This is a genomic window from Caenimonas aquaedulcis, assembly GCF_015831345.1.
GTDB lineage: Bacteria > Pseudomonadota > Gammaproteobacteria > Burkholderiales > Burkholderiaceae_C > Ramlibacter > Ramlibacter aquaedulcis.
The window spans coordinates 4,069,457-4,093,525 of sequence record NZ_JADWYS010000001.1 but is presented as its reverse complement, the minus strand read 5'-3'; the positions used below and the strand labels follow the sequence as shown (position 1 = coordinate 4,093,525).

Here is a 24,069-nt window from a genome sequence, read left to right as displayed (position 1 = left end):
CACCCATGAAAAACGTCCTCGCCTTCAAGCCCCTGCCCGCGGACCAGCTGGACCGCATCCGCGCCCTGCACCGCGTGACCGTCGCCGACCCGAAGGTCGCGCCCGACGCGTTCTATGCCGCGCTGCCCGAAGCGCACGGCTTGATCGGCGCGAGCACGCCCATCGACGCGGCCCTGCTCGCGAAGGCGCCGAAGCTCGAAGTCGTCTCCAGCGTGTCCGTCGGCGTGGACAACTACGACCAGGCCGAGCTGCGCCGGCGCGGCATCCTCTTGTGCCACACGCCGGGCGTGCTGGACGAGACGGTGGCCGACACCATCTTCGGTTTGCTGATCGCGACGAGCCGCCGCTTCGTGGAGCTCTCCAACCTCGTGCGCGAGGGCAAGTGGCAGAACATCGGCGAAGACCTGTTCGGCGACGACGTGCACGGCAAGACGCTGGGCCTGATCGGCTTCGGCCGCATCGGGCAGGCCATCGCGCGGCGCGCGGCGCTGGGCTTCGGCATGCGCGTGCTGTATCACGCGCGCCGCCCGGTCGATCTCGCCGCGGCCGCACCGGACCTGCAGGGCAAGGCCACGCACACGCCGCTGGAGCAGCTCCTGCCCCAGTCGGACTTCGTGGTCGCGATGCTGCCGCTGTCGGACGCCACGCGCGGCATGGTGGATGCGAAGTTCCTGGCCGCGATGAAGCGCGGCGCGATCTTCATCAACGGCGGGCGCGGCCCCACGGTGTCCGAGCCGGACTTGCTGGCCGCGCTGGACAGCGGACACCTGCGCGCCGCGGGCCTGGACGTCTTCACCAAAGAACCCCTGCCCTTCGACTCGCCGCTGCGCACGCATCCGCGCGTGACGCCACTGCCGCACATCGGCTCGGCGACGCACGAGACGCGGCATGCGATGGCGGAACTCGCGACGACGAACCTGCTGCAGGCGCTCGCGGGCGAGCGGCCGACGGCGGTGTTCGATACCTCGGCCGCCTGACGCGCGGCTTCAGGGCCGGCGGGAGAACCACGGCCGCGCGCGGTCGTGCATCGCCTCGATCGCCACCACCTCGCCCGGCTGCAGGGCCAGCGGCTCATCGAAGCCGTAGATGGTGTGCTGCCAGTTGGACACCTCGCGCCGGCGCGACGGGTGGTTTTCGAAGCGGATGCCTTCGGCCATGTCGATGCGGATCCACTGGATCACGCCATGGCAAAGGCCCGGTTGCGTCGCCGTAATCTCGACGACCTTCTTCTCGGCCGGAAACAACGCCTGCCCCTGGAAGTCGAATCTGAAAACCTCGACGTCGCCGCTGAGGAGCGTGGGCGACAGGTCCTCGCGATACAGCGGTCGCTTCTTCGGGTGGATGGCATTGAACGCGCCGAGGTCGAAGCCGAAGCTCTCCGAGACGTGCAGGTTCCTGCCGAGCGCGTCCCCGCCGACAAGCGCAATCATGATGCTCGCGGCGCCGGGCAGCACCGCGCCGCCCGGCTTGAGCAAACGCGCCTTGGCGTCCTCGATCGCGGGCAGCACGTGCTCGCCCAGCAGCTCGCTGGAGAAGACTTCGTGCACGAGGATGTCGGCCTTCTCGGGCAAGTCCGGGCCCAGCTGCACGGCTTGCGAGGGTTTGGCGAGCACCGTGATGCGGTCGGCGTAGCCATTGCGCGCGACGATCTTTCGCGCGGTCCCGGCGATGAGCCCCACCGCCTCGCAGGTGACGACGCGCCGGGCACCCAGCCGCGCGGCCATCATCGCCAGCAGCCCGGAGCCGGTACCGATCTCGAAGACGGACGTCTGCGCCGTCACGCGCGTGGCGAGCCCGTCCTGGAAGGCCTGGTTGCGCTCGGGCTCGTTCATCATCGGCACGTGCCAGAGCGGCACCAGTTGCGACAACACCCATTCCGCGCCCAGCTTCGCCGTGAGGTTGTCGGGCTGGGTCTTCAGCACATCCCTGCACAGGGCGAGCGCCGCGTCTCCCTGCCCCGCCTCCAGCAGGCGCAGGACGGCGTCCTTCAACGCGTCCGGGTCGCGCAAGGCCTTTTCGCAATCCTCGCGCACCTTTCGCGCGGGGAGCATCGACGCGTCGAGCCCGAGCGCCCGGTCGGCCAGGCGGATACCTTCGGTGAACTCGCCGAGCTGGAACTTGCATTCGGCCCAGCTCGCCCAGCCGTCGGCGGAGGCGGGAAATTTCTCGGTGTACGTGCGGAAATGCTGCTGCGCCGCGTCCAGGTGATTCAGCTCGCGCTCGCACATGCCGATGTTAAACAGGATGTCGGGGTCCTCGCGCGCAGGGTCGCGAATCTGCATCAACAGTTCCAGCGACCGCGCGAAGTTGCGCGTGAGCGCGTGCATCGTGGCGCACAGGCGCCTCGCATCCCGGTTCGACGGTTCGCGGGCGCACAGCGCCTCGCACGCGGCGATGGCTTCGGCGTGCCGGCCTTCCCTGAATTGATTCTTGATCGGGTCGAGGTTCGTCGTCATGCGGTGGATGCTACCTCCCCGCACCCGGCGAAGATCAGTCGACGTTCACGTTGTGGTATCGCTCCACCTGGCACGCATAGGTGCTCTCGCCCGCATCGCAGGCCGAGGGGGTGCGCGGGACCGGCGCCGCGGCGCAGCCCGCCAGCGCCACCCACAGGATCGCCGCCAGAAGCCGGTTCATGCCGCCACCGCTAGCCCTGCGCGACCTCGTGCGCCGCCATCGTCTCCAGCGCCTTGACCAGCGCGGAGTGATCGAGCTGGTCCCAGCCGTTGGCCTGGCACACCTGCATCAGCTGCGCGGCGGACGCCGTCTGAGGCAGCGCGACGCCAATCGATTTCGCGCCCGCGAGCGCGAGGCCCAGATCCTTCTGGTGCAACGCGATGCGGAAACCCGGGTTGAACGTGCGCTTGATCATGCGTTCGCCGTGCACTTCCAGGATGCGCGAGGCCGCGAAGCCGCCCATCAAGGCTTGCCGGACCTTCGCGGGGTCCGCGCCGGCCTTCGACGCGAAGAGCAGCGCTTCGCCGACGGCCGCGATGTTCAGCGCGACGATGATCTGGTTCGCGACCTTGGTCGTCTGCCCGTCGCCGTTGCCGCCGACGAGCGTGATGTTCTTGCCCATGAGCTCGAAGAGCGGCTTCACGCGCTCGAACACGGCTTCGGGGCCGCCCACCATGATGGTGAGGCTCGCGGCCTTCGCGCCGACCTCGCCGCCCGACACCGGCGCGTCGAGGTAGTCGCAGCCGAGCTCGTTGACCGCCTTGGCGAAACGCTTGGTCTCCATCGGCGAGATGGAGCTCATGTCGACCACCGTCTTGCCCTTGGTGAGCCCCGAGGACACGCCGTCCTTGCCGAGCAGCACCAGTTCCACGTCCGGCGTGTCGGGGAGCATCATGAAGACGATGTCCGCCGCCCTGGCGACGTCCGCATTCGTCTTGCATACCGTCGCCTTCGCGAGCGGCTCGGGCACCTTGCTGCGTGTCCGCACGAACAGCTCGTGGCCGGCGGCGAGCAGGTGCTGCGCCATGGGCGAGCCCATGATGCCCAGGCCGATGAATCCGATCTTCATGTCGATGTCCTTGTTGTGTGTCAGTAGCTGCCGCCCGCGGGCTTCGCCTGTCCCGCGCGCATCTTCGCCATCACCTGCTGTGCGCCCGCGGCGATGAGCCGGGCGTCCGAGCTCACGGTGACGAACTGGAATCCCATCGCGATGCGCCGTAGCGCCGAGTCCGGGCCGGTATTGTGGATGCCGGCGACGAGGCCATGCGCCTTGGCGCGCGCGAGGATGTGCTCCACCGCCTGCTGCGCCTTCGGCTCGAGGTCGTCCATCGTCGGCTTGCAGCCGAGCGAGATCGAAAGGTCGGACGGGCCGATGTACACGGCGTCCAGCCCTTCGACCGACATGATGTCGTCGAGGTTGTCCAGTGCCTGCGCGGTCTCGATCATCGCGAAGGTGACGATGGTGTCGTTGGCGTGGTCCGCATAATCCGCGCCGCCGTACAGCAGCGCGCGCACCGGCCCGAAGCTGCGCGTGCCGCGCGGCGCATAGTGCGTGTAGGCCACGAGCTTTTCCGCGTCCTCGCGCGTGTTCACCATCGGGCAGATCACCGCATACGCGCCCGCGTCCAGTGCCTTCATGAGCATCGCGGGGTCCAGCCAGGGCACGCGCACCACGGGCACCGTGTCGGTGGTGGAGACGGCCTGCAGCATCGTCACCATCGCCTGGTAGTCCACCACGCCGTGCTGCATGTCCACCGTGAGCGTGTCCCAGCCCTGGTGGGCCATGGTCTCCGCGGCGAAGCTGTTGGGGATGGCGAGCCAGCCGTTGACGGCGGCGCCGCCGGACGCCCAGATGCTGCGGAGTTTGTTGGCTCTCATCGCGGTCTCCTCGTGCTCCGGCCCTAGCGATCCAGTGCGGGACGCTTGGGATCGAACTTCCAGCCGGGGATCAAGTATTGCATGGCCATCGCGTCGTCGCGTGCGCCCAGGCCGTGCTGCCTGTACAGCTCATGCGCCTTGTCGACCTCCGCCATATCGAGCTCGATGCCCAGGCCGGGCCGCTTGGGCACGTCGACCATGCCGCCGACGATCCGCAACGGATCGCGCGTGAGGCGCTGGCCGTCCTGCCAGATCCAGTGCGTGTCGATCGCCGTGACGCGGCCAGGCGCGGCGGCGGCGACATGCGTGAACATCGCCAGCGACACGTCGAAGTGGTTGTTGGAATGCGAGCCCCAGGTGAGGCCCCAGTCGCGGCAGGTCTGCGCCACGCGCACCGACCCCGCCATCGTCCAGAAATGCGGATCGGCCAGCGGGATGTCCACGGATTGCAGCGACAGCGCATGCGTGAGCTGCCGCCAGTCCGTCGCCACCATGTTGGTCGCGGTGGGCAGGCCCGTCGCGCGGCGGAACTCCGCCATCACCTCGCGGCCCGAGAAGCCGTCTTCGGCGCCGCAAGGATCTTCCGCGTACGCCACCACGCCGCGCATGTCGCGCATCAGGCGGATCGCATCTTTCAACCGCCAGCCGCCGTTCGGATCGAGCGTCACGCGCGCCTTGGGGAATCGTTCGTGCAGCGCCCTCACCGATTCGATCTCTTCTTCCGCGCGCAAGGCCCCGCCCTTCAGCTTGAAGTCGTTGAAGCCGTAGCGCTCGTAGGCCGCTTCGGCCAGGCGCACGACGGATTCGGGCGTCATCGCCTTCTCGTGCCGCAGGCGCGACCACGCGTTGTCCGCGCCGGGCTCGCTCGCGTAAGGCAGGTCCGTCTTCGACTTGTCGCCCACGAAAAAGAGGTAGCCGAGCATCTCGACCGCGTCGCGCTGCTGCCCTTCGCCGAGCAGCGCCGCCACGGGCACGCCGAGGAACTGGCCCAGCAGGTCGAGGAAGGCGGACTCGACCGCGGTCACGGCGTGGATCGTCGTGCGCAGGTCGAAGGTCTGCAGACCGCGCCCGCCGGAATCGCGATCCGCGAACTGCTTGTGCATGCGCTGCAGCACGCGCTGGTGGTCGCCGATGGCCTGGCCGACGACGAGCGGTCGCGCATCTTCCAGCGTCTGGCGGATCTTCTCGCCGCCAGGCACCTCGCCCACGCCGGTGCGGCCGCTGCTGTCGGTGAGGATGAGGATATTGCGCGTGAAGAACGGGCCGTGGGCGCCGCTCAGGTTCAGCAGCATGCTGTCGCGGCCCGCGACGGGGATCACGCGCAGCTCGGTGATCGTGGGGGTGGGGTTGCTCATGGGAGGGACGCGGGCTTTTCAGTCCAGCGTGATGTTGCGGTCCTTGATGATCTTCGTATAGCGCTTGCGGTCGCTGTCGATCAGTTGCGTGAACTGCACGGGGTTCAGGTGCATCGGGATCGCGCCGAGTTCGACCAGGCGGCCCTTCACGTCGTCGGACGCGAGCACGTCGCGCAGGTCGTTGGAGATTTTCTCCACGACGTCCTTCGGCGTGCCGCCGGGCGCGAGCATGCCGATCCAGGAGATCGAGTTGAAGTCCGGCAGCACGGTCTCGCTGAGCGTCGGCACGTCCGGCAGCGCGCTGACGCGCTTGGCGCTCGTCACCGCCAGCGCCTTCAGCTTGCCGGCCTTGATGTGCCCGCTGGCCTCCAGCACCGTCATGAAGGACAGCTGCACATGGCCCGCGAGCAGGTCGGTGATGGCCGGCCCGCCGCCGCGATACGGCACGTGCAGGATGTAGGTGCCGGTCTGCTCCTTGAGCATCTCGGCCGCCAGGTGCGGACCGCCACCCGCGCCCGAGCTGCTGTACGTCAGCTTGCCGGGCTGGGACTTCGCGAGCGCGATGAATTCCTTGGGCGTCTTGGCGGGCACCTGCGGATTGACCATCATCGCGAGCGGCAGCTCCGCCAGCAGCGAGATGGGCGCGAACGCCGTGTCCGGGTCGTACGCCATCTTCTTGTAGAGCGCGGGGTTGATCGACTGCGTGCCGATGTTGCCCACGAGCAGCGTGTAGCCGTCGGGTTTGGCCTTGGCGACGTAGTCCGCGCCCACCTGCCCCGCCGCGCCGCCGCGGTTCTCGACGATGACGGTCTGGCCCCACTTCGCGCCCAGCTTCTGCGCGACGATGCGCGCGCCGGTGTCCGTGCCGCCCCCGGGCGGGAACGGCACCACGATGGTCACGGGCCGCGCGGGAAAGCTTTGCCCCTGCGCGGCGGCGCAAGCCAGCCAAGCCAGCGACGCGAGGATGCGCAGCGCGGCCTTCATGCTCAGTCCGCCTTGATGTTGCGGCTGGTGATCAGCTTGCCCCAGCGCGCGTACTCGGCGGCCTGGTAGGCGGCGAACTGCTCGGGCGTGTTGGCGACGATCTCGAAGCCGAGCTCCAGCAGCTTGGGCTTGACGGCCGGGTCGTTCAGGGAGGCGACCACCGCGTCATGCAGCTTCTTTTTGATGTCCGCCGGCAGGCCCTTCGGTCCGGCGATGGCCTGCCACGAATACACGTTGGCGTCCTTGATGCCGCTTTCTTCCATCGTCGGCACGTTGGGCAGCAGCGGCGAGCGCTTCGCGCTGGTGATGACGAGCGCGCGCAGCTTGCCCGCCTGGATCTGCGGCATCGCGGTGTTGATGTTCATGAAGGACGATTCCACCTGGTTGCCCAGCAGGTCCGTCATCACCGGGCCGCCGCCCTTGTAGGGCACGTGGATGCCGGTGGTGCCGGTCTGCAGCCAGAAGAGTTCCGCTGTGAGGTGGTCGCTGCTGCCGTTGCCGGAAGACGCGAAGGTCATCTTGCCGGGGTTGGCCTTCTCGTAGGCGATCACGTCGGCGATGCTCTTGTGCGGCGACACGGCGGGCACGACGAGCACGTTGGGCGCCTGCACCGCGATGGAGACCGGGTCGAGGTCCTTCAGCGCGTCGTAGGGCACCTTGATGAGGTGCGGCGCGATGACGAAGGGGCCGAGCGAGGAGACGAAGAGCGTGTAGCCGTCCGCCGGCGAGCGCGTGACTTGCGCGGCGCCGATCGTGCCGGTGGCGCCGGCCTTGTTGTCGACGACGAAGGTACCGCCGCCCAGCTTCTTGGGCAGCTCGTTGGCGAGCTGCCGCGCGATGAGGTCGGTCGAGCCGCCCGGCGGGAAGGGCACGACGATGGTGACGGTCTTGCCGGTGGGCCAGGCTTGCGCGCTGGCGGCCAGGGCTGCGAAGCCGAGGGCGATCGCGGTGAGGACTTTTTTCATGGGTGTCTCCGGTTGAGGGATTGGCGGGCGCTTACTGCGCGCCCAGTTTGGAAATGAGCGTGGCCAGCTGGTCGACCTCGCCCGGCTTGAGTTCCGACAGCGGCGGGCGCACCGGCCCGGCCGAGTGCCCGACGATCGTCGCGCCGGCCTTCACGAGGCTCACCGCGTAGCCCTGCCCCTGGTTGCGCAGTGCAATAAGGGGCAGGAAGAATTCCTCGAGCAGGCGGTTGGTCGTCGCGGTGTCGCGCGCGTGGTGGGCGTTGTAGAACGCCATGGCCGTCTTCGGGATGAAGTTGAAGACCGCCGACGAATACACCGGGCAGCCCATTGCCTGGTAGGCGCCGGCGAACACTTCCGCGGTCGGCAGGCCGCCGAGATAGGCGAAGCGGTCACCGAGCTGGCGGCGGATGGAGACGAAGGACTCGATGTCGCCGATGCCGTCCTTGAACCCGATCAGGTTCGGGCAGCGATCGGCCAGCTTCATGAGCGATGCGGGCGTGAGGCGGCAGGCGCCGCGGTTGTAGACGATCACGCCGAACTTCACGCTCCTGCACACCGCTTCGACGTGCGCGACGAGACCGTCCTGCGTCGCTTCAGTGAGGTAGTGCGGCAGCAACAGCACGCCCTGCGCGCCGAGGCGCTCGGCTTCCTGCGCGTACTTGATGGCGAGCGTCGTGCCGCCCCCCGCGCCCGCGATGATCGGCATGCGGCCCTTGCAGGTCTCCACCGCGGTGCGCACCACGTCGCTGTATTCGCCCGGCTCGAGCGAGAAGAATTCGCCCGTGCCGCCGGCGGCGAAGAGGGCCGTCGCGCCGTAGGGCATCAGCCACTCGAGGCGGTCCGCATAGGGCTTCGGTGCGAAGCGCAATTCCTTGTCGAAATCGGTGAGCGGAAAGGACAGCAGGCCGTACGAGATGATTTGCTTGAGTTCTTGCGGGGTGGTCATCGAAAGGTCCGTGGGATTCGGGAGGAAGGGGAAAGCGAGTCAGCGCGCCGTGAAGTGCGCTTCCTCGCGCGTCCAGGCGGCCGCCTGTTCGCTGAGCGTGAGGCCCAGGCCGGGTCGCGTGGGCACCCGCATGCGGCCGTCCTGGATCTGGATGCGCTCGTTGAAAAGCGGCTCCAGCCATTCGAAATGCTCCACCCAGGGCTCGCGCGGGTAGGCGGCGGCGAGGTGGATGTGCAGCTCCATCGCGAAGTGCGGCGCGAGCATGAGGCCCGCATGTTCCGCCTGCGCCGCGATCTTGAGGAAGGGGGTGATGCCGCCGACGCGCGGCGCATCGGGCATCAGGTAGTCGGCGGCGCGATGGCGGATGAGGTCGCCATGTTCGGCGGCGCTCGTCAGCATCTCGCCCGTGGCGATCGGCGTGTCGAACACCTGCGCGAGCGCGGCGTGGCCTTCATGGTCGTAGGCGTCGAGCGGCTCTTCGATCCACACGAGGTTGAACTGCTCGAAGATGCGGCACATGCGCTGCGCGGCCGGGCGGTCCCATTGCTGGTTCGCATCCACCATGATCGGCATCGCATCGCCGAGGTGCTTGCGCACGGCCTCGACGCGCTTCACGTCGAGGGTGCCGTCGGGCTGGCCAACCTTCAGCTTGATGCCGCCGATGCCGCGCTCGCGCGATGCGGCAGCGTTGACCAGCAACTGGTCCGTCGGCGTGTGCAGGAAGCCGCCCGAGGTGTTGTAGCAGCGCACGGAATCGCGGTGCGAGCCCAGCAGCTTCGCGAGCGACAGGTTCGCCCGCTTCGCCTTCATGTCCCAGAGCGCGACGTCGAATGCGCCGATCGCCTGCGTGGACAGGCCGCTGCGGCCCACCGAGGCGCCGGCCCAGCACAGCTTGTCCCAGAGCTTCGCGATGTCGTTCGGGTCCTCGCCGAGGAGCGCGGGCGCGATCTCCTTCGCATGCGCGAACTGACCCGGGCCGCCGGCGCGCTTGGAGTAGCTGAAGCCCAGGCCCCAGTGGCCGCTTTCGCTCTCGACCTGCGCGAACAGCATCGCGATCTCCGTCATCGGCTTCTGGCGGCCCGTGAGCACCTTGGCGTCGCTGACCGGGTGGGCCAGCGGGAGATAGCAGGAGGAGACGCGGACGGAGACGATGCGGTCGCCCGCGGAAGGGGAAGTCATCGCAGGCAGCCTCTATTCGAGCTTCAGGCCGGCCTTGGTGACGACGGCGCCCCAGTGCTTGACCTCGACCTCGACGAACTTGTTGATCTCGGCGGGCGGCATGGTGGAGACTTCCGCGCCCTGCGCGACCAGCTGCTCGCGCACCGCGGGCAGGCGGATGATGCGCAGCAGCTCGGAAGAGATCTTCGCGAGCACCGGCGCCGGCATGCCCGCGGGGGCGAGCACGCCCTGCCAGGTGCCCGACTCGAAGCCCGGCAGCGTTTCGGCGATGGTGGGCACGTCGGGCAGCAGCGCGACCCGCGTGAGCTTGGAGACCGCGAGGATCTTCAAACGCTTGGCCTGCACGAAAGGCAGCGTCGCCAGCATGCCGTTCATCAGCACGTCCGTCTGGCCGGCGATCGTGTCGTTGATGGCCTGCGAGCCGCCCTTGTACGGCACGAACGCCCACTTGGCCCCCGTGCGCTCGGCCACCTGCACGCCCGCCAGGTGCGGCGCGCTGCCGAGCGCGGTGACGGCGAACGAGAGGGGCTTGCGGTGCGACAGCTCCACCAGCTCCTTCAGGTTGTTGGCGGGCACGGACGGATGCACGACGAGCAGGTGCGGCGAATACGCGAGCATCGCGACGCCCTGCAGGTCCTTCACCGGATTGAAGGGCAGCTTGTAGAACGCGGGGCTGATCGCCAGCGCGCGCACGTCGCACAGCAGCAGCGTGTAGCCGTCGGCGGGCGACTTCGCGACGAAGTCCGCGCCGATGTTGCCGTTGGCGCCGACCTTGTTGTCCACGATGACCGAAGTGCCCAGCGCTTCGCCGAGCGGCTGCGCGATGGCGCGCGCGATGATGTCCGAGGAGCCGCCCGCGGTGAAGGGAACGATGATCTTCACGGGCTTGCCGGAGAGGTCCACCTTGGCCGGGGCGGCGGCCATCGCTTGCGCACTGCCCAGGGCCGCGAGAGCGCCGAGCGCCGTGCGGCGGGTGATGTCGTGGCCCGCACTCGAAGCTGTCTTCATGCCGTGTCTCCTGATGATAACGTTGTCATTTCGCGACCGGGAACACCAAGGACTGGCATTCGAATGGCAGGCATGGTAACGTTGTCATTGTTCGCCTGTCAACCCCCGAATGAAAAATCCCCCGCCCATGCCGAACAAGGCCGCCACGCTGCACGACGTCGCGCGCGAAGCGGGCGTTTCGGCCATTACCGCGTCGCGCGCGCTCAGCAATCCGGGCGTGGTGTCGGACGCGACGATCGAGCGCGTGCGCAACGCCGTCGCCAAGACGGGCTACATCCCCAACCTGCTCGCCGGCGGGCTCAAATCCAAGCGCAGCATGACGGTCGCGGGGCTCGTGCCCGTCATCTCCGTGCCGCAGTTCCTGCCCACCATCCGCTCGCTCACCGAAACGCTGGATGCGCAGGGCTACCAGCTCATCCTGGGCCAGAGCGGCTACGACCATTCGCGCGAGGAGAAGCTGCTCAACACCATGATCAGCCGCCGCCCCGACGGCATCGTCATCACCGGCCTCGTGCATTCGCGCGCGGCGCGCCAGCAGCTGCAGCGCCTGGGCATTCCCATCGTCGAGATGTGGGACCTGAGCGACCGGCCCGTGGACATGATGGTCGGCTTCTCGCACCTGAAAGTCGGCAGCGCGATCGCGGGCTACTTCCTCGCGAAGGGCTGGCAGCGCCTAGGCATCGCCACCGGCGACGACCATCGCGCGATGATGCGCCACGATGGTTTCTGCGCGGCCGTGGGCCATCCTGTCGCGACGGCCATCGTGCCCGCGCCCAGCAGCCTCGAGATGGGCCGCAAGGCCATGGCCGACCTGCTCGCGCAGGACCCGAAACTGCAGGCCGTCTACTGCAGTTCCGACGGCTTCGCGCAGGGCGTGGTCATCGAAGCGCAATCGCGCGGCCTGCGCGTGCCGCAGGACGTCGCGGTCTGCGGCTTCGGCGACGCCGATTTCGCCGCTCACCTGCGGCCCTCCCTCACCACCGTGCAGGTCGACGGCGCCGAGATCGGACGCCGTGCCGCGCAACTCATCGTCGATCGCTGCGCGGGACGCGCGATCGAGCATCCCGTCGTCGACCTCGGCTTTCGCATCGTCGAGCGCGAATCCACCGGCGCATGAACCACCCGAGTTCCATCACCATGCCACCCACCACCGCCCCTCCCCTCTACATCACGATGCACGACGCGGACAACGTCGCCATCGTCGCCAACAACGGCGGCCTGCCCGCGGGCACCGTCTTCCCTTCGGGCCTCGTGCTGCGCGACCAGGTGCCGCAGGGCCACAAGGTCGCACTCGTCGATTTGCCCGAGGGCGGCGCCGTGAAGCGCTACAACGTCACCATCGGCTTCGCGCTCAAGCCCATCCCCGCCGGCAGCTGGGTGCACGAGCGCCTGCTGAAGATGCCGGACGCGCGCGGCCTGGACAACCTGCCCATCGCCACCGTGCGGCGCGAGCCGCAAGCGCCGCTGGAGGGTTACACCTTCGAGGGCTACCGCAACACGGACGGCTCGGTGGGCACGCGCAACATCCTCGCGATCACGCAGACGGTGCAGTGCGTGGCGGGCGTCACGGACTTCGCGGTGGAGCGCATCAAGAAAGAGCTGCTGCCGAAGTACCCGAATGTCGACGACGTCGTCGCGCTCGAACATGGCTACGGCTGCGGCGTGGCCATCGACGCGCCCGACGCGATCATCCCGATCCGCACGCTGCGCAACATCAGCCTCAACCCGAACTTCGGCGGCGAGGTGATGGTGGTGAGCCTGGGCTGCGAGAAGCTGCAGCCCGACCGCCTCATGCCGCCCGGCACGATCCCGCTGGTCGACGAGCGCAACGTGGCGGACGTCGGCGTGAACGCCGAGGGCAAGCTCGATGTCGTTTGCCTGCAGGATGAAGCGCACGTGGGTTTCATGTCTATGGTGGAGTCCATCATGCGGCAGGCCGAGCTCCACCTGGAGCGCCTCAACGCGCGCCGCCGCGAGACGGTGCCCGCGAGCGAACTGGTCGTCGGCGTGCAATGCGGCGGCAGCGACGCCTTCTCCGGCGTCACGGCGAACCCCGCCGTGGGCTTCTGCACCGACCTGCTCGTGCGCGCCGGGGCCAGCGTGATGTTCTCCGAGACGACCGAAGTGCGCGACGGCATCGACCAGCTCACCTCCCGCGCGACGACGCCCGAAGTCGCGCAGGCCATGATCCGCGAGATGGCGTGGTACGACGACTACCTGAAGCGCGGCAGCGTGGACCGCAGCGCCAACACCACGCCGGGCAACAAGAAGGGCGGGCTGTCCAACATCGTGGAGAAGGCGATGGGCTCGATCGTGAAGTCGGGCTCCTCCCCGATCTCCGGCGTGCTCGCGCCCGGCGAGAAACTGAGGCAGAAGGGGCTGACCTATGCGGCCACGCCCGCCAGCGACTTCATCTGCGGCACCCTGCAGCTCGCGGCGGGCATGAACCTGCACGTCTTCACCACCGGCCGCGGCACGCCTTATGGCCTCGCCGAAGTGCCGGTCATCAAGGTGGCGACCCGCAGCGACCTCGCGCGGCGCTGGCACGACCTGATGGACATCAATGCAGGCGCCATCGCCGACGGCGCGGCGACGATCGAGGAGGTGGGCTGGGAGATGTTCCGCCTGATGCTCGACGTCGCGAGCGGGCGCAAGAAGACCTGGGCGGAAAAGTGGAAGCTGCAGAACTCGCTGGTGCTGTTCAACCCGGCGCCGGTGACTTGAACCGGGCGCCGGCTAAGGCTGCGTCTTCACCGCCGCCAGCCGCTGCCGCATTTCCTCGCGCAATGCCTTGCGCTGCTCCGCCTCCGCGCAGCGGCGCTTTTCTTCCGCGGTGAAGGGCCGCAGCGGCGGCACGGCGACGGGCTTGCGGTCGTCGTCGACCGCCACCATCGTGAAGAAGCAGCTGTTCACGTGCCGCACCTTCTGGCTGCGGATGTCCTGCGCGACCACCTTGATGCCGATCTCCATCGAGCTCTTGCCGGTGTAGTTGACGCTCGCGAGGAAGGTGACGAGCTCGCCGACGAAGATCGGCTCCAGGAAGGTCACCTGGTCCACCGACAGCGTCACCACGTACTTCGCGGCGTAGCGGCTCGCGCAGGCGTAGGCGACCTGGTCGAGCAGCTTGAGCAGGCTGCCGCCATGCACGTTGCCGGCGAAGTTCGCGGTGTCCGGTGTCATCAGCACCGTCATCGTCAGCTGGTGGGCGGGCAGGTCCAAGTCAGTCCTCTTTGCCGGTGCGCAGGTCGGGCGCGGTCATCGACAGGCGCAGGCCGTGGACCGCACCGATCGCCCCCGGCAACGCGCCCGCGCGGGAAAGCGCATTGTCGCCCAGTGCATCGGCAAGCAGGCCGCGCAGCGCGTCGCCGTCGTACCCGCTCGCAAGCACCACCCAGTCGGCCTGCGCATCCGCGCCGCCGCGGATTTGCTGTTCGCGCGTCTGCGGGATATCCGGCGGCTGCGTGTGCAGCAGGTGCGCGCCCGTCATGCCGGGACGCGAGGGAATGCCCGACAGCACGTCACGCAGGTGCGCGCGCAACGCATCGCCGCGCCCCGGCGCGGGCGAGACGCGCAGCGTGAGCAGCGCCTCCGCGATGCCGCCGCCGAAACTCTCGAGCACGCGGCACTGGCTGCGCACCATGCGGCTGTGATGCGGCATGAGCTTGCGCGACCAGGGAGTGGGATTGTTCAGGCGGTCCAGGTAGCCGGGCGACGAGAGCGTCTCGTACGCCGCGAGTTCGTACATCACGAAGAAGCCGGGCCCGCCCGCCGCATCGGCCCAGCGCGAGCCGCGCAGGAAGCCGGGGATGCCCAGGCGCTCGGGGAAGTGTTCGTGCGAATGCCAGTCCTCGAATTCCACGCGATGGGCGGGCGCCATGTCCCACCACATCGCGATCGCTGCAGGTCCGAGAAGTGCCATGGGGCGATTATCGCTACGCTGGCCCGGCGGGCGCACAGCTCACCGCGTCTCCCACGGCGAGCCCCCCGCCCTGCAGCACCCGCGCCGTCACGCCCCCATGCCCGCGCAGCGCGTTGTACGCGCCTGCGCCGAACACCGCTTCCATCTTCGAACACGGCTCGCAGGGCCCGGTGATCTCCAGGACCACCTCGGGCCCCAGGCGCAGGCGCAGCGGCTGGTCGGCGAACAGCGCCTTCGCGGCGACGAGGTTCAGGCCCGATACCACGAGGTTGCGCCGCAGTTGCCCCGGATCGATGGCGTCGCGGCGCAGCAGCGCCGCGATCACGGGCAGGTGTTCGGCCTGGATCAAGGTCACCTGCCGCCGGCTGCTCCCCCGCCCTGCGGCCGTGCGGTCCCCTTCCAGCCCCAGTTGCTCAAGGGCGCGGCACTCCGCGCGCGCCAGCACCGGCTTGCCGCGACCGGGGCGCAGATAGATCGCCTCGATCCTTCCGCTGAAGGGAAACTCGGCAACGAGGTGGCGCAGGTCTTTCATGCGGGCATGGTACGTGGCCCGCGCACGGCAGGCGCGCGCCTAGCCCTTCTTCGCGGCGGCGTGCGTCTTGCCGATCTCGCGCCAGCTCTTTTCGTGCACTTCGACGCCGTGCTTCTTCGCGGCGCCCTGGATGCGCTTCCACGCGGCATCGCGCTCGTCGTCCGTCACGCCTTCGACCTGGTTGAAGCGCGCGATGGCATTGCGCACGTGGGTCGCGTTTTCCAGCGGCTCCTTGCGCTGCTTCTCGAACGCGAAATTGGATTCGGGCAGCGCGTCGCGATCCTTCTGCTTGAGTTCGGCCATGGGAATCTCCTGGGGTGGACACCAGTCTCGCAAAACGCGGCGGCGCGCGGTGGCCGGCGATGCAACTGCTTGCACGTCTCGCGGTGTGTCACCGTTCAGGCCAGTCCGCACTCCTTCGCCGCATGCGCCGCGAGCTCGGCCATGACGCCCGCATCGAAGGGCGAGCGAAGGCCCGCGGACCTGAAAATGTCCAGCACACCCTGGGTCCCGCCGATGCGGCAGAGCTCGAGGTAGGTCTCGAGCGTCCTCGCGGGGTCCGTCTTGTCCATCAGCGCCAGCTGCATGGCGCCCAGCTCGGCGATCGCGTAGTCGATGTAGTAGAAGGGCATGCGGAAGATGTGGGTCTGCGCGTACCAGCGCGCCGAGCGCATCGGCTCGATGCCGCCGAAGTCCAGCCCGGGGATGTAGGTCTCCCAGCTCCTGTCCCACTGCGCATCGCGCTCGGCCGGCGTCGCGCCCGGGTTTTCGTAAACCCAGTGCTGGAACTCGTCGACCACGCAGATGTAGCAGATCAATTCCACCGCGCCGACCCACAGCTTCTTGCGGAAGCGCCGCGCATGCTCCTCGTCGGCGAAGAACTCCTGCACGTGCTTGAGCGAAAGGAACTCCATGCCCATCGAATGGATCTCGGCCGCGTCCGCCGTCGGCCACTGCAACTCGACCAGCTCGATCGCCTGCGACTCCGACGCCTGGAAGGCATGGCCCATCTCGTGCATCAGCGTGCGCACGTCGTCGGCCTGGCCCGTGGAATTGCAGAAGATCGCGACGCGGCCTTCGTCGGGGAAGGTCGTGCAGAACGCACCGCCGCGCTTGCCCTTGCGGTTGGCGAGGTCGATGAGGCCATCGCCGCGCATGCGTTCGTAGTGCGACGCGAGGCGCGGCGACAGCTTGGCGAACACGCGCTGCGCGGCGTCCAGCTGCCCTTCCACCGGCACCGCGCCGAGCGGGATGCCCAGCGAGGTGTGGTAGCCCATGTCCCAGGGCTTCAGGCGCTCGCCGCCCATCTCGGCGGCCTGCCGCGCGATCAGCCGGCGGTTGAGCGGCACGAAGGATTCGCGCACGCCGCGCCGGAACTGCGCGGACTCGGCCGGGCCGTAGTCCGTGCGCTGCATGCCTGCGTAGCCCAGCGCGATGAAGTTCGCGTGGCCCAGGTTGCGCCCCATCTCGTCGCGCATCCGCACCATGTTCGCGAAGAGTTCGCCGAGCATCGCGCGGTGGGCGTCGAACCAGCCGCGATACGCAAGGTAGGCCTCGCGCCGCAGCACCGTGTCGCCCGCACCGCCGGCAATGCTGGCGGCTCGCGTGAGCGTCATCTTCTCGCCGGCCACCAGCACCTCCGCCGACGCGATCGCCTTGCTGTGCTGCTGGCCCAGCTCGCCGACCTGCACGCGCAAGGCGGAATTCACCGGGTCCACCGTGGGCTGCCCCGCCGCCATGCGGTCGAGGAAATACGCGCCGTGGCGCGCCGCGATCGCCGGGCGATGCGGCGATTTCGCGAGTGCCCGCAGGAAGCGCGCATCGCCCTCCTCCTGCGCGGGCTGGATCTGCTCGCGAAAGTAGCGGTCCTGCGCTTCCAGCGCTTCGTCCAGGCAATTCTTGCTGAGCGCATAGCCCAGCCGCGAGCGCTCGCCTTCGAGGTAGCCGCGCAAGGCGTTCCACCGGGACACGGCGTCGAGCCACGCGGACGCATCCGGGGCGGCATCCGCGGCGGCGAGGGTCTCGAGGAAGGGAGCGGATTCGGACTGGACGAATTCCGGCGTGAGGCGCGCGGGGCGCTGCGCGTAATACTTGTAGGGCGTCATCCGGCGATTCAACGCGAATCGCCCCCGGAAATCAAGCGATCAGGAAATACGCCGGGGGGCGGGAGACTGGGGCGGCGGGCCCGAGGCTTCCTGGCGCAGTTCGCGCACGACTTTCTCCATCATGGGCGCGAGCACGTTCCATTGCACGGCGCGCGCGATGCGCGGGTGCGCGGCCTTCCAGCCGTCGGACTGGACGAGGTCCAGCGGGTCGTTGAAGAGGCCGAAGTCGTGCAGCACCATCGGGTCCTGCGCGGTCGCCATGCCGCCCAGGTAGGCATCGCCGGCTGCGCTCCACACCGCATGGCCGTCGCGGTGGATGCCGTAGCCCCATTCCCAGTCGGCGTCCTTCAAGCGCTGGCGCGCCGCTGCCATGTACGCCGCGTCGAAGATGTAGGTGTCGGTGCGCATCCAGCGGTCCGCCACCCAGATTTCGGCGAGCGGCCGCGCGGCGGACGCGACGCCGGAGGTGAGGCCGCGCAGGATCTCGCCGCGCAGCTCGATGTAGCGCAGGCGCGCGGGAATGTCCGCCGCGCGCATCAGCGCGATGAGGAGGGTCGCCTTGTCGTCGGCGTCGCCGCGGCCGGCCGCCATCACCTCGCGCGCGGTCGCCTGGCGCAGCTTGAAAGCCTTGGCGAAGGTGATGCGCTTGACGAAGCCGTAGATCGCCAGCGCGCGCTCGCGCTCGTTCTTGCACAGCTGCGTGAGCGAATGCGCGCGCAGGCGCAGCTTCGGGTCCTCCAGGTCGAGGAGCTCGCCGGAGCCCAGCCAGCGGCCCGGGTCGTCCCGGGCTGCAGGCGTGCCTGAACCTTTCGATTCGAGTGACGGGGACACGGAAAAAAGCCTCTCCTGTTCGACTGCCGGGACGCGATCGTGCCGCCGGCCCGCCGGTCGAAGCCGCCGCGGATGGGCGGCCCGCCGATCTTGTATACATTCATTGTACCGTTGAGCTGCGCAGCCGCGCCAGCCCTGCGTGCGGCGCCCCGCGGCGGCCGGCCCGCCGGGGGCCATATGATGTCAGCGGCCCGAAGCAGTCGACGGGCACCCGACCAAGGAGACGAAGTGGCAGACACACCGCGCAAGAAACCCTCCGAACTACGCTCGCAGCAGTGGTTCGGCCGCCAGGACCGCGACGGCTTCGCGTACCGCAGCTGGGTGAAGGGCAAAGGCGTGCCGCACGACCAGTTCGATGGACGCCCGGTCATCGGCATCTGCAACACCTTCAGCGAACTCACGCCCTGCAACTCGCACTTCCGCACGCTCGCGGAGCAGGTGAAGATCGGCGTGTACGAGGCGGGCGGCTTCCCCCTCGAATTCCCCGTGATGTCGCTCGGCGAAACGCTGCTGCGGCCCACCGCGATGCTCTATCGCAACCTCGCGTCGATGGACGTGGAGGAGTCGATCCGCGGCAACCCCATCGACGGCGTGGTGCTGCTGATGGGATGCGACAAGACCACCCCGTCCCTCCTCATGGGCGCGGGCAGCGCGGGCCTGCCGACCATCGGCGTGTCGGGCGGCCCGATGCTCAACGGCAAGTGGCGCGGGCAGGAACTCGGCTCGGGCACCGGCGTGTGGAGCATGAGCGAGCAGGTGCGCGCGGGCACTCTGAAGCTGCAGGACTTCTTCGAAGCCGAATCGTGCATGCACCGCAGCCACGGCCACTGCATGACGATGGGCACGGCGTCCACCATGGCGTCCATGGTCGAGGCGCTGGGCATCGGCCTGCCGGGCAACGCCGCCTACCCCGCCGTGGACGGCCGCCGCAATGTGCTCGCGCGCAACGCGGGCCGCCGCATCGTGGAGATGGTGCACACCGACCAGACGATTTCCAAGGTGCTCACCCGCGAAGCCTTCGAAAACGCCATCCGCACGCTCGCCGCGATCGGCGGCAGCACCAACGCTGTGATCCACCTCATCGCGATCGCCGGGCGGCTGGGCGTGAAGCTCTCCATCGACGATTTCGAAAAGCTCGGCAGCGAACTGCCCTGCCTCGTGAACCTGCAGCCCTCGGGCGAGCACCTGATGGAAGACTTCTGCTACGCGGGCGGCCTGCCGGTGGTGATGAAGGAGATCGAGCACCTGCTGCACAAGGACATCGTCACCGCCAGCGGCAAGACGGTGGCGGAGAACATCGCCGATGCCGTCAACTACGACCCGCGCGTCATCAAGAAATTCGACGCGCCGTTCAAGGAGAAGGCCGGCATCGCGATCCTGCGCGGCAACCTCGCGCCGCGCGGCGCCGTGATCAAGCCCAGCGCCGCGACGCCCGCCCTCATGGTGCACACCGGCCGCGCCGTGGTGTTCGAGGACAGCGACGACTTCCACAAGCGCATCGACGACGAGACGCTGGACGTCGACGAGAACTGCATCCTGGTCCTGAAGAACTGCGGCCCCAAGGGCTACCCCGGCATGGCGGAAGTGGGCAACATGCCGCTGCCGCCCAAGGTGCTGCGCAAGGGCATCACCGACATGGTGCGCATCAGCGACGCACGCATGAGCGGAACGGCCTACGGCACCGTGGTGCTGCACACCACGCCCGAAGCGGCGGCCGGCGGCCCGCTCGCGATCGTGAAGAACGGCGACATGATCGAGCTCGATGTGCCCGCACGGAAACTGCAGCTCCTCATCAGTGACGAGGAACTGAAGAAGCGCATGGCCGACTGGAAGGCGCCCCCGCCCGCGATGGCCTCGGGCTACTGGAAGCTGTACATCGACCATGTGCTGCAAGCCGACCAGGGTGCGGACCTCGACTTTCTCGTCGGGCAGCGCGGCGCGGCCGTGCCCAAGGACAACCACTGAGATGCTCGCGGCGCTCCGGCAGTTCGACCTCACGGGCCGCACGGCGCTCGTCACGGGCTCCAGTGCGGGGATCGGGTTGGCGATCGCCGGCGGCCTGGCCGGCGCCGGTGCACGCATCGTCCTGAACGGGCGCGACGCCGCCAGGCTCGCGCGGGCCGCAGCGCATTTGCGCGAGGCGGGCGCCGAGGTATCGACGTCCGCCTTCGACGTGAAGGACGCCGTCGCGGTCGAGGCCGCGGTCGCCGCGATCGAATCGCAGGCAGGCCCCATCGACATCCTCGTCAACAACGCCGGCATGCAGCGCCGCGCGCCGCTGCAGGACTACCCGCTGGAGACCTGGCGCGAGCTCATGGCCACGAACGTGGACAGCGTGTTCATCGTGGGGCAGGCGGTGGCGCGCCGCATGATCGAGCGCAAGCGCGGCAAGATCGTCAACATCTGCTCCGTGCAAAGCGAGCTGGGCCGCCCCGGCATCGCGCCCTACACCGCGAGCAAGGGCGCGGTGAAGATGCTCACCAAGGGAATGGCGATCGACTGGGGCCCGCACGGCCTGCAGGTGAACGGCATCGGCCCCGGCTACTTCAAGACCGAACTGAACCAGGCGCTCGTCGACAACCCCGAATTCAGCGCGTGGCTGATCAACCGCACGCCGTCGCGCCGCTGGGGCGAGCTCGAGGACCTCGTGGGCGCCGCGGTGTTCCTCGCGAGCGACGCCTCGCGCTTCGTCAACGGCCACATCCTCTACGTGGATGGCGGCGTCACCGCCAGCCTGTAGGCGCCGCGCGTGAATGCACTGATTGCGCTCGACTGGGGCACGACCTCGCTGCGTGCCGCCTTGCTCGATGCGCAGGGCCGCGTCGCCGAGGAGCGCAGCGCGCCTCGCGGCATCCTCGGCGTGCCGGCCGGCGGGTTCCCCGCGGTGTTCGAAGAGATCACGGCCGGCTGGCCACGCGGCGCAGGCACGCTCGCGCTCGTGAGCGGCATGGCCGGCAGCCGTCAGGGATGGCTCGAGGCGCCCTACTGCCCGTGCCCCGCCGGCTTCGCGCAAGTCGCGAGCCGTCTGGCCTGGATCGAGCCCGGCCGCATCGCGATCGTCCCCGGCATGAGTTGCGAGAGCGACGGTGTCCCCGACGTGATGCGCGGCGAGGAGACACAGGTCTTCGGCGCGATGGCCGCGATGGGCGTGCAGGGCGGCACCTTCGTGCTGCCGGGCACGCACAGCAAATGGGTGCGCGTGTCGCAAGGCCGCATCGAGCACTTCCAGACCTTCATGACGGGCGAGTTCTATGCGCTGCTGCGCCAGCACTCCATACTCTCGCGCACCCTGCCCGACGCCGACGGCGAGCCCGACGCGCCGGCGTTCGAACGAGGCGTGCGGCACGCGCTGTCGCAGGGGAGCCTGCTGCACACCGCCTTCAGCGTGCGCGCGCTCGCGCTCTTCGAGCGCATGCCGCCCGCGCAGATGCCCAGCTACCTGTCGGGGCTGGTGATCGGCGAAGAATTGCGCACGCAGCATCGCCCGGGGGGCACGGAGCCCGTGTGCCTCATCGGTTCGGAGCCGCTCGTGAAGCGCTACCGTGGCGCGCTGGGCATACTCGGCATCCCCACACGCGCAGCGCCGCCGGATTCCACCTGGCGGGGCCTGTGGGCGATCGCAAGCACATGGCAACCTTCATGACTCCCCCCGAGGCTTTCGGCGCGGCCTTCTCCGACTGCCCGCTCGTGGCGATCCTGCGCGGCGTGCAACCGCAGGAAGCGGCGCCCGTCGCGGACGCACTCGTCGCCGCCGGCTGGCACCTGATCGAGGTGCCGCTCAATTCCCCCCAGCCGCTCGCGAGCATCGAGGCGATCACCGCCGCGCAGCCCGCCGCGCTCGTGGGCGCGGGCACGGTGCTCACGGCCGCGCAGGTGCGCGAGGTGCACACGGCGGGCGGCCGAATGATCGTCTCGCCCAACTTCAATGCCGAGGTCGTGCGCGAGGCCGTGCGCCTGGGCATGGCGTGCGTGCCGGGCGTGCTCACCGCGAGCGAAGCGTTTGCAGCGCTGGACGCGGGCGCGACGGCGCTGAAGCTCTTCCCGTCCGAGATGATCCCGCCGGCGGCGGTGAAAGCCTTGCGCGCGGTGCTTCCCGCTTCCGCCCGCCTGTTGCCGGTCGGCGGCATCACGACGTCGAACATGGCGGCGTACCGCGCGGCGGGCGCGAACGGATTCGGCATCGGGTCGGCCCTGTACAAGCCGGGGATGGCGGCCGATGAGGTGAAGCGGCATGCGATGGAGTTCGCGGCTGCTTGCTGACCTGCTCACGCCACTCTTTCTTCGGACGCAGAATTCGCAGAGGTTACGCAGAATGAAGACAAGAAGGATTCAAAAACTCATCTGGATTTTTTCTCGACGTTCTTCTGCGTAACTTCTGCGAATTCTGCGTCCTTGCTCCCGCATTGGCTCTGCGCGCGCACCGCGCTACCATCCCCGCCATGACCCCCATCCCCGACTCCTCCATCGTCAACTTCGGCCTCAAGGACCGCATCTGCATCGTGACCGGCGCCGCACAGGGCATCGGCGAGGCGTGCATCCGGCGCTTCGCGCGCGAAGGGGCGAAGACGGTCGTCGTCGATATCGACAACACCCGCGGCCGCGCGCTCGCGCAGGAGGTCGGCGGGCTGTACGCCCACTGCGACGTGGGGGACAAGGCGCAGGTCGACGCGATGGTCGCGGCCACGATGCAGCAGCACGGCCGCATCGACGTGCTGGTCAACAATGCGGGCATCTTCAAGGCCGCCGAATTCCTCGACGTGACCGAAGCCGACTTCGACGCGGTGCTGCGCGTCAACCTCAAGGGCGCCTTCCTCGTCGGGCAGGCCGTGGCGCGCGTCATGGCGAAGGCCGGGCGGGGGTCCATCGTCAACATGAGCTCCGTCAACGGCGTGCTCGCCATTCCCACCATCTCCAGCTACAACGTGAGCAAGGGCGGCATCAACCAGCTCACGCGCGTGATGGCGCTGTCGCTCGCGGACAAGGGCGTGCGCGTGAATGCGGTGGCGCCGGGCACCATCGCGACGGAGCTCGCGGCCAAGGCGGTGCTGACGAGCGAAGAGGCGAAGGCGCGCATCATGAGCCGCACGCCGATGAAGCGGCTGGGCGAACCATCCGAGATCGCCGACGCTGTCGCCTACCTCGCGAGCGACGCCGCGAGCTACGTCACCGGCGAAATCGTCGTCGTGGACGGCGGACGCATGACGCTCAACTACACCGTGCCCACCTGACCCTGCATTGCCCGCGCCGTTCCGGCAGGATTTCACGCCGCCGGCGCGCGATGAGGCCTTGTCCTACAGGGGAAACTGAAGCCACCGTTCAGCATGTCGGCATCGACCGATTCGCGCCATGAACGACCCCCTGCTCTCCTCCCTGATCGGCACCTGCATGCTGCTTGCAGCCTTCGTGGGCGTCCTGCAATGGCTGCGCTACGCGGCCAACCTTCGTTCCGCCCGCCTGCGCATCCAGGGCCACCGGCTCATCCACGCGCTCGGCGCCTATTCGGCCTGGATCGATGCGCAACATGACCAGCCGTTCACGGCGCGCAGCCTGGATGAGCTCACCTCGCCCGAGCCGTTGACCCGCGCGCGGCTCATCAAGCAGGAACACTTTCCGGAGCTGTCGGCGCAGATGTTCCGGCTGCTGCAGACGCACAGCCGCGTGATCGAATACCTGTGGGAGCTCAACCTGCTGCGGCTCACGCAGAGCAGCGGCTGGCGTCCGGCCTACGAAGATCCACCCTACCAGCAGATCCGTGCCGCGCAGGAAGAGCTGATCGACGAGATCGTCCTGCAATGCCGGGAACTGATCGGCGAGACGCGCCAGCAATGGCGCGCGACCGGAAGCGACTTCTCGTTCAGCAACACGCTGACGCGAACAGGCCCCGCCACCGGGGCCTGAGCGGCTGCGGGC

At 68.7% G+C, this 24,069-nt stretch carries 25 protein-coding genes; 9 read left to right on the top strand and 16 right to left on the bottom strand.

The window, feature by feature from the left end; translation table 11 throughout:
* Positions 1-5 precede the first annotated feature (5 nt).
* Positions 6-977 (top strand): 2-hydroxyacid dehydrogenase, encoded by a 972-nt coding sequence (locus I5803_RS19780; protein WP_196988028.1) that lies wholly within the window; start codon positions 6-8, stop codon positions 975-977.
* A gap of 9 nt (positions 978-986) precedes the next feature.
* Here I5803_RS19780 and I5803_RS19775 read toward each other — a convergent pair whose 3' ends face one another.
* Genes I5803_RS19775 through I5803_RS19730 form a run of 10 tightly spaced genes read right to left on the bottom strand, consistent with a single transcriptional unit; the run spans position 987 to position 10,772 of the window.
* Entirely contained in the window at positions 987-2,456 is a 1,470-nt protein-coding gene (locus I5803_RS19775; RefSeq protein WP_196988027.1) for a tetratricopeptide repeat protein, read from the bottom strand.
* A gap of 34 nt (positions 2,457-2,490) precedes the next feature.
* Entirely contained in the window at positions 2,491-2,637 is a 147-nt protein-coding gene (locus I5803_RS19770) for a hypothetical protein (RefSeq protein ID WP_196988026.1), read from the bottom strand.
* 10 nt (positions 2,638-2,647) lie between these two features.
* Positions 2,648-3,526, bottom strand: coding sequence for a 2-hydroxy-3-oxopropionate reductase (gene glxR, locus I5803_RS19765; protein WP_196988025.1), 879 nt, complete (start codon positions 3,524-3,526; stop codon positions 2,648-2,650).
* Between the two features lie 20 nt (positions 3,527-3,546).
* The gene (locus tag I5803_RS19760; RefSeq protein WP_196988024.1) at positions 3,547-4,335 is read right to left on the bottom strand and encodes an HpcH/HpaI aldolase family protein; all 789 of its coding nucleotides are present in this window, start codon (positions 4,333-4,335) and stop codon (positions 3,547-3,549) included.
* Between the two features lie 23 nt (positions 4,336-4,358).
* Positions 4,359-5,690: a glucarate dehydratase gene (gudD, locus tag I5803_RS19755; RefSeq protein WP_196988023.1), complete on the bottom strand. Its 1,332-nt coding sequence runs from the start codon at positions 5,688-5,690 to the stop codon at positions 4,359-4,361.
* Between the two features lie 18 nt (positions 5,691-5,708).
* The gene (locus tag I5803_RS19750) at positions 5,709-6,674 is read right to left on the bottom strand and encodes a Bug family tripartite tricarboxylate transporter substrate binding protein (protein WP_196988022.1); all 966 of its coding nucleotides are present in this window, start codon (positions 6,672-6,674) and stop codon (positions 5,709-5,711) included.
* A 2-nt stretch (positions 6,675-6,676) separates the two neighbouring features.
* Positions 6,677-7,639 (bottom strand): Bug family tripartite tricarboxylate transporter substrate binding protein, encoded by a 963-nt coding sequence (locus I5803_RS19745; protein ID WP_196988021.1) that lies wholly within the window; start codon positions 7,637-7,639, stop codon positions 6,677-6,679.
* Between the two features lie 31 nt (positions 7,640-7,670).
* On the bottom strand, positions 7,671-8,585 hold the full coding sequence (gene kdgD / locus I5803_RS19740; protein WP_196988020.1) for a 5-dehydro-4-deoxyglucarate dehydratase: 915 nt from the start codon (positions 8,583-8,585) through the stop codon (positions 7,671-7,673).
* Between the two features lie 39 nt (positions 8,586-8,624).
* On the bottom strand, positions 8,625-9,764 hold the full coding sequence (locus I5803_RS19735; RefSeq protein WP_196988019.1) for an L-talarate/galactarate dehydratase: 1,140 nt from the start codon (positions 9,762-9,764) through the stop codon (positions 8,625-8,627).
* Positions 9,765-9,776: 12 nt separating this feature from the next.
* Entirely contained in the window at positions 9,777-10,772 is a 996-nt protein-coding gene (locus I5803_RS19730) for a Bug family tripartite tricarboxylate transporter substrate binding protein (RefSeq protein ID WP_196988018.1), read from the bottom strand.
* Between the two features lie 127 nt (positions 10,773-10,899).
* On the opposite strand from I5803_RS19730, the gene I5803_RS19725 reads away from it, so the two are divergent.
* Positions 10,900-11,889 carry a LacI family DNA-binding transcriptional regulator gene (locus I5803_RS19725; protein ID WP_435520864.1) on the top strand — a complete coding sequence of 330 codons (990 nt, stop codon included), beginning with the start codon at positions 10,900-10,902 and terminating at the stop codon, positions 11,887-11,889.
* Positions 11,886-13,496 (top strand): galactarate dehydratase, encoded by a 1,611-nt coding sequence (garD, locus tag I5803_RS19720; protein WP_231402471.1) that lies wholly within the window; start codon positions 11,886-11,888, stop codon positions 13,494-13,496. The genes I5803_RS19725 and garD overlap by 4 nt, the downstream gene beginning before the upstream one ends.
* Before the next feature lie 12 nt (positions 13,497-13,508).
* Here garD and I5803_RS19715 read toward each other — a convergent pair whose 3' ends face one another.
* The 6 genes from I5803_RS19715 to I5803_RS19690 all read right to left on the bottom strand — a co-directional run bounded on the left by I5803_RS19715 (position 13,509) and on the right by I5803_RS19690 (position 18,159).
* Positions 13,509-13,991, bottom strand: a complete 483-nt coding sequence (locus I5803_RS19715; RefSeq protein WP_196988016.1) for an acyl-CoA thioesterase — start codon at positions 13,989-13,991, stop codon at positions 13,509-13,511.
* Position 13,992: 1 nt separating this feature from the next.
* Entirely contained in the window at positions 13,993-14,691 is a 699-nt protein-coding gene (locus I5803_RS19710; RefSeq protein WP_196988015.1) for a hypothetical protein, read from the bottom strand.
* Positions 14,692-14,704: 13 nt separating this feature from the next.
* Positions 14,705-15,223, bottom strand: a complete 519-nt coding sequence (locus I5803_RS19705) for an MOSC domain-containing protein (RefSeq protein ID WP_196988014.1) — start codon at positions 15,221-15,223, stop codon at positions 14,705-14,707.
* Positions 15,224-15,262: 39 nt separating this feature from the next.
* The gene (locus tag I5803_RS19700) at positions 15,263-15,526 is read right to left on the bottom strand and encodes a DUF6582 domain-containing protein (RefSeq protein ID WP_196988013.1); all 264 of its coding nucleotides are present in this window, start codon (positions 15,524-15,526) and stop codon (positions 15,263-15,265) included.
* 95 nt (positions 15,527-15,621) lie between these two features.
* Entirely contained in the window at positions 15,622-17,328 is a 1,707-nt protein-coding gene (locus I5803_RS19695; RefSeq protein ID WP_196988012.1) for a M3 family oligoendopeptidase, read from the bottom strand.
* 39 nt (positions 17,329-17,367) lie between these two features.
* Positions 17,368-18,159 (bottom strand): transglutaminase-like domain-containing protein, encoded by a 792-nt coding sequence (locus I5803_RS19690; protein ID WP_196988011.1) that lies wholly within the window; start codon positions 18,157-18,159, stop codon positions 17,368-17,370.
* Positions 18,160-18,339: 180 nt separating this feature from the next.
* Between I5803_RS19690 and I5803_RS19685 the strand changes: the two genes are divergently transcribed.
* The 6 genes from I5803_RS19685 to I5803_RS19660 all read left to right on the top strand — a co-directional run bounded on the left by I5803_RS19685 (position 18,340) and on the right by I5803_RS19660 (position 24,057).
* Positions 18,340-20,124, top strand: a complete 1,785-nt coding sequence (locus I5803_RS19685) for an IlvD/Edd family dehydratase (protein ID WP_435520863.1) — start codon at positions 18,340-18,342, stop codon at positions 20,122-20,124.
* Between the two features lies 1 nt (position 20,125).
* Positions 20,126-20,899 carry a glucose 1-dehydrogenase gene (locus I5803_RS19680; RefSeq protein ID WP_196988009.1) on the top strand — a complete coding sequence of 258 codons (774 nt, stop codon included), beginning with the start codon at positions 20,126-20,128 and terminating at the stop codon, positions 20,897-20,899.
* A gap of 9 nt (positions 20,900-20,908) precedes the next feature.
* Positions 20,909-21,802: a 2-dehydro-3-deoxygalactonokinase gene (locus tag I5803_RS19675; RefSeq protein WP_196988008.1), complete on the top strand. Its 894-nt coding sequence runs from the start codon at positions 20,909-20,911 to the stop codon at positions 21,800-21,802.
* Positions 21,799-22,419 (top strand): 2-dehydro-3-deoxy-6-phosphogalactonate aldolase, encoded by a 621-nt coding sequence (locus I5803_RS19670; protein WP_231402469.1) that lies wholly within the window; start codon positions 21,799-21,801, stop codon positions 22,417-22,419. The genes I5803_RS19675 and I5803_RS19670 overlap by 4 nt, the downstream gene beginning before the upstream one ends.
* Before the next feature lie 179 nt (positions 22,420-22,598).
* Positions 22,599-23,387 carry an SDR family NAD(P)-dependent oxidoreductase gene (locus tag I5803_RS19665; protein ID WP_196988006.1) on the top strand — a complete coding sequence of 263 codons (789 nt, stop codon included), beginning with the start codon at positions 22,599-22,601 and terminating at the stop codon, positions 23,385-23,387.
* 118 nt (positions 23,388-23,505) lie between these two features.
* Positions 23,506-24,057, top strand: coding sequence for a hypothetical protein (locus tag I5803_RS19660; RefSeq protein WP_196988005.1), 552 nt, complete (start codon positions 23,506-23,508; stop codon positions 24,055-24,057).
* The last annotated feature ends 12 nt before the right edge of the window (positions 24,058-24,069 follow it).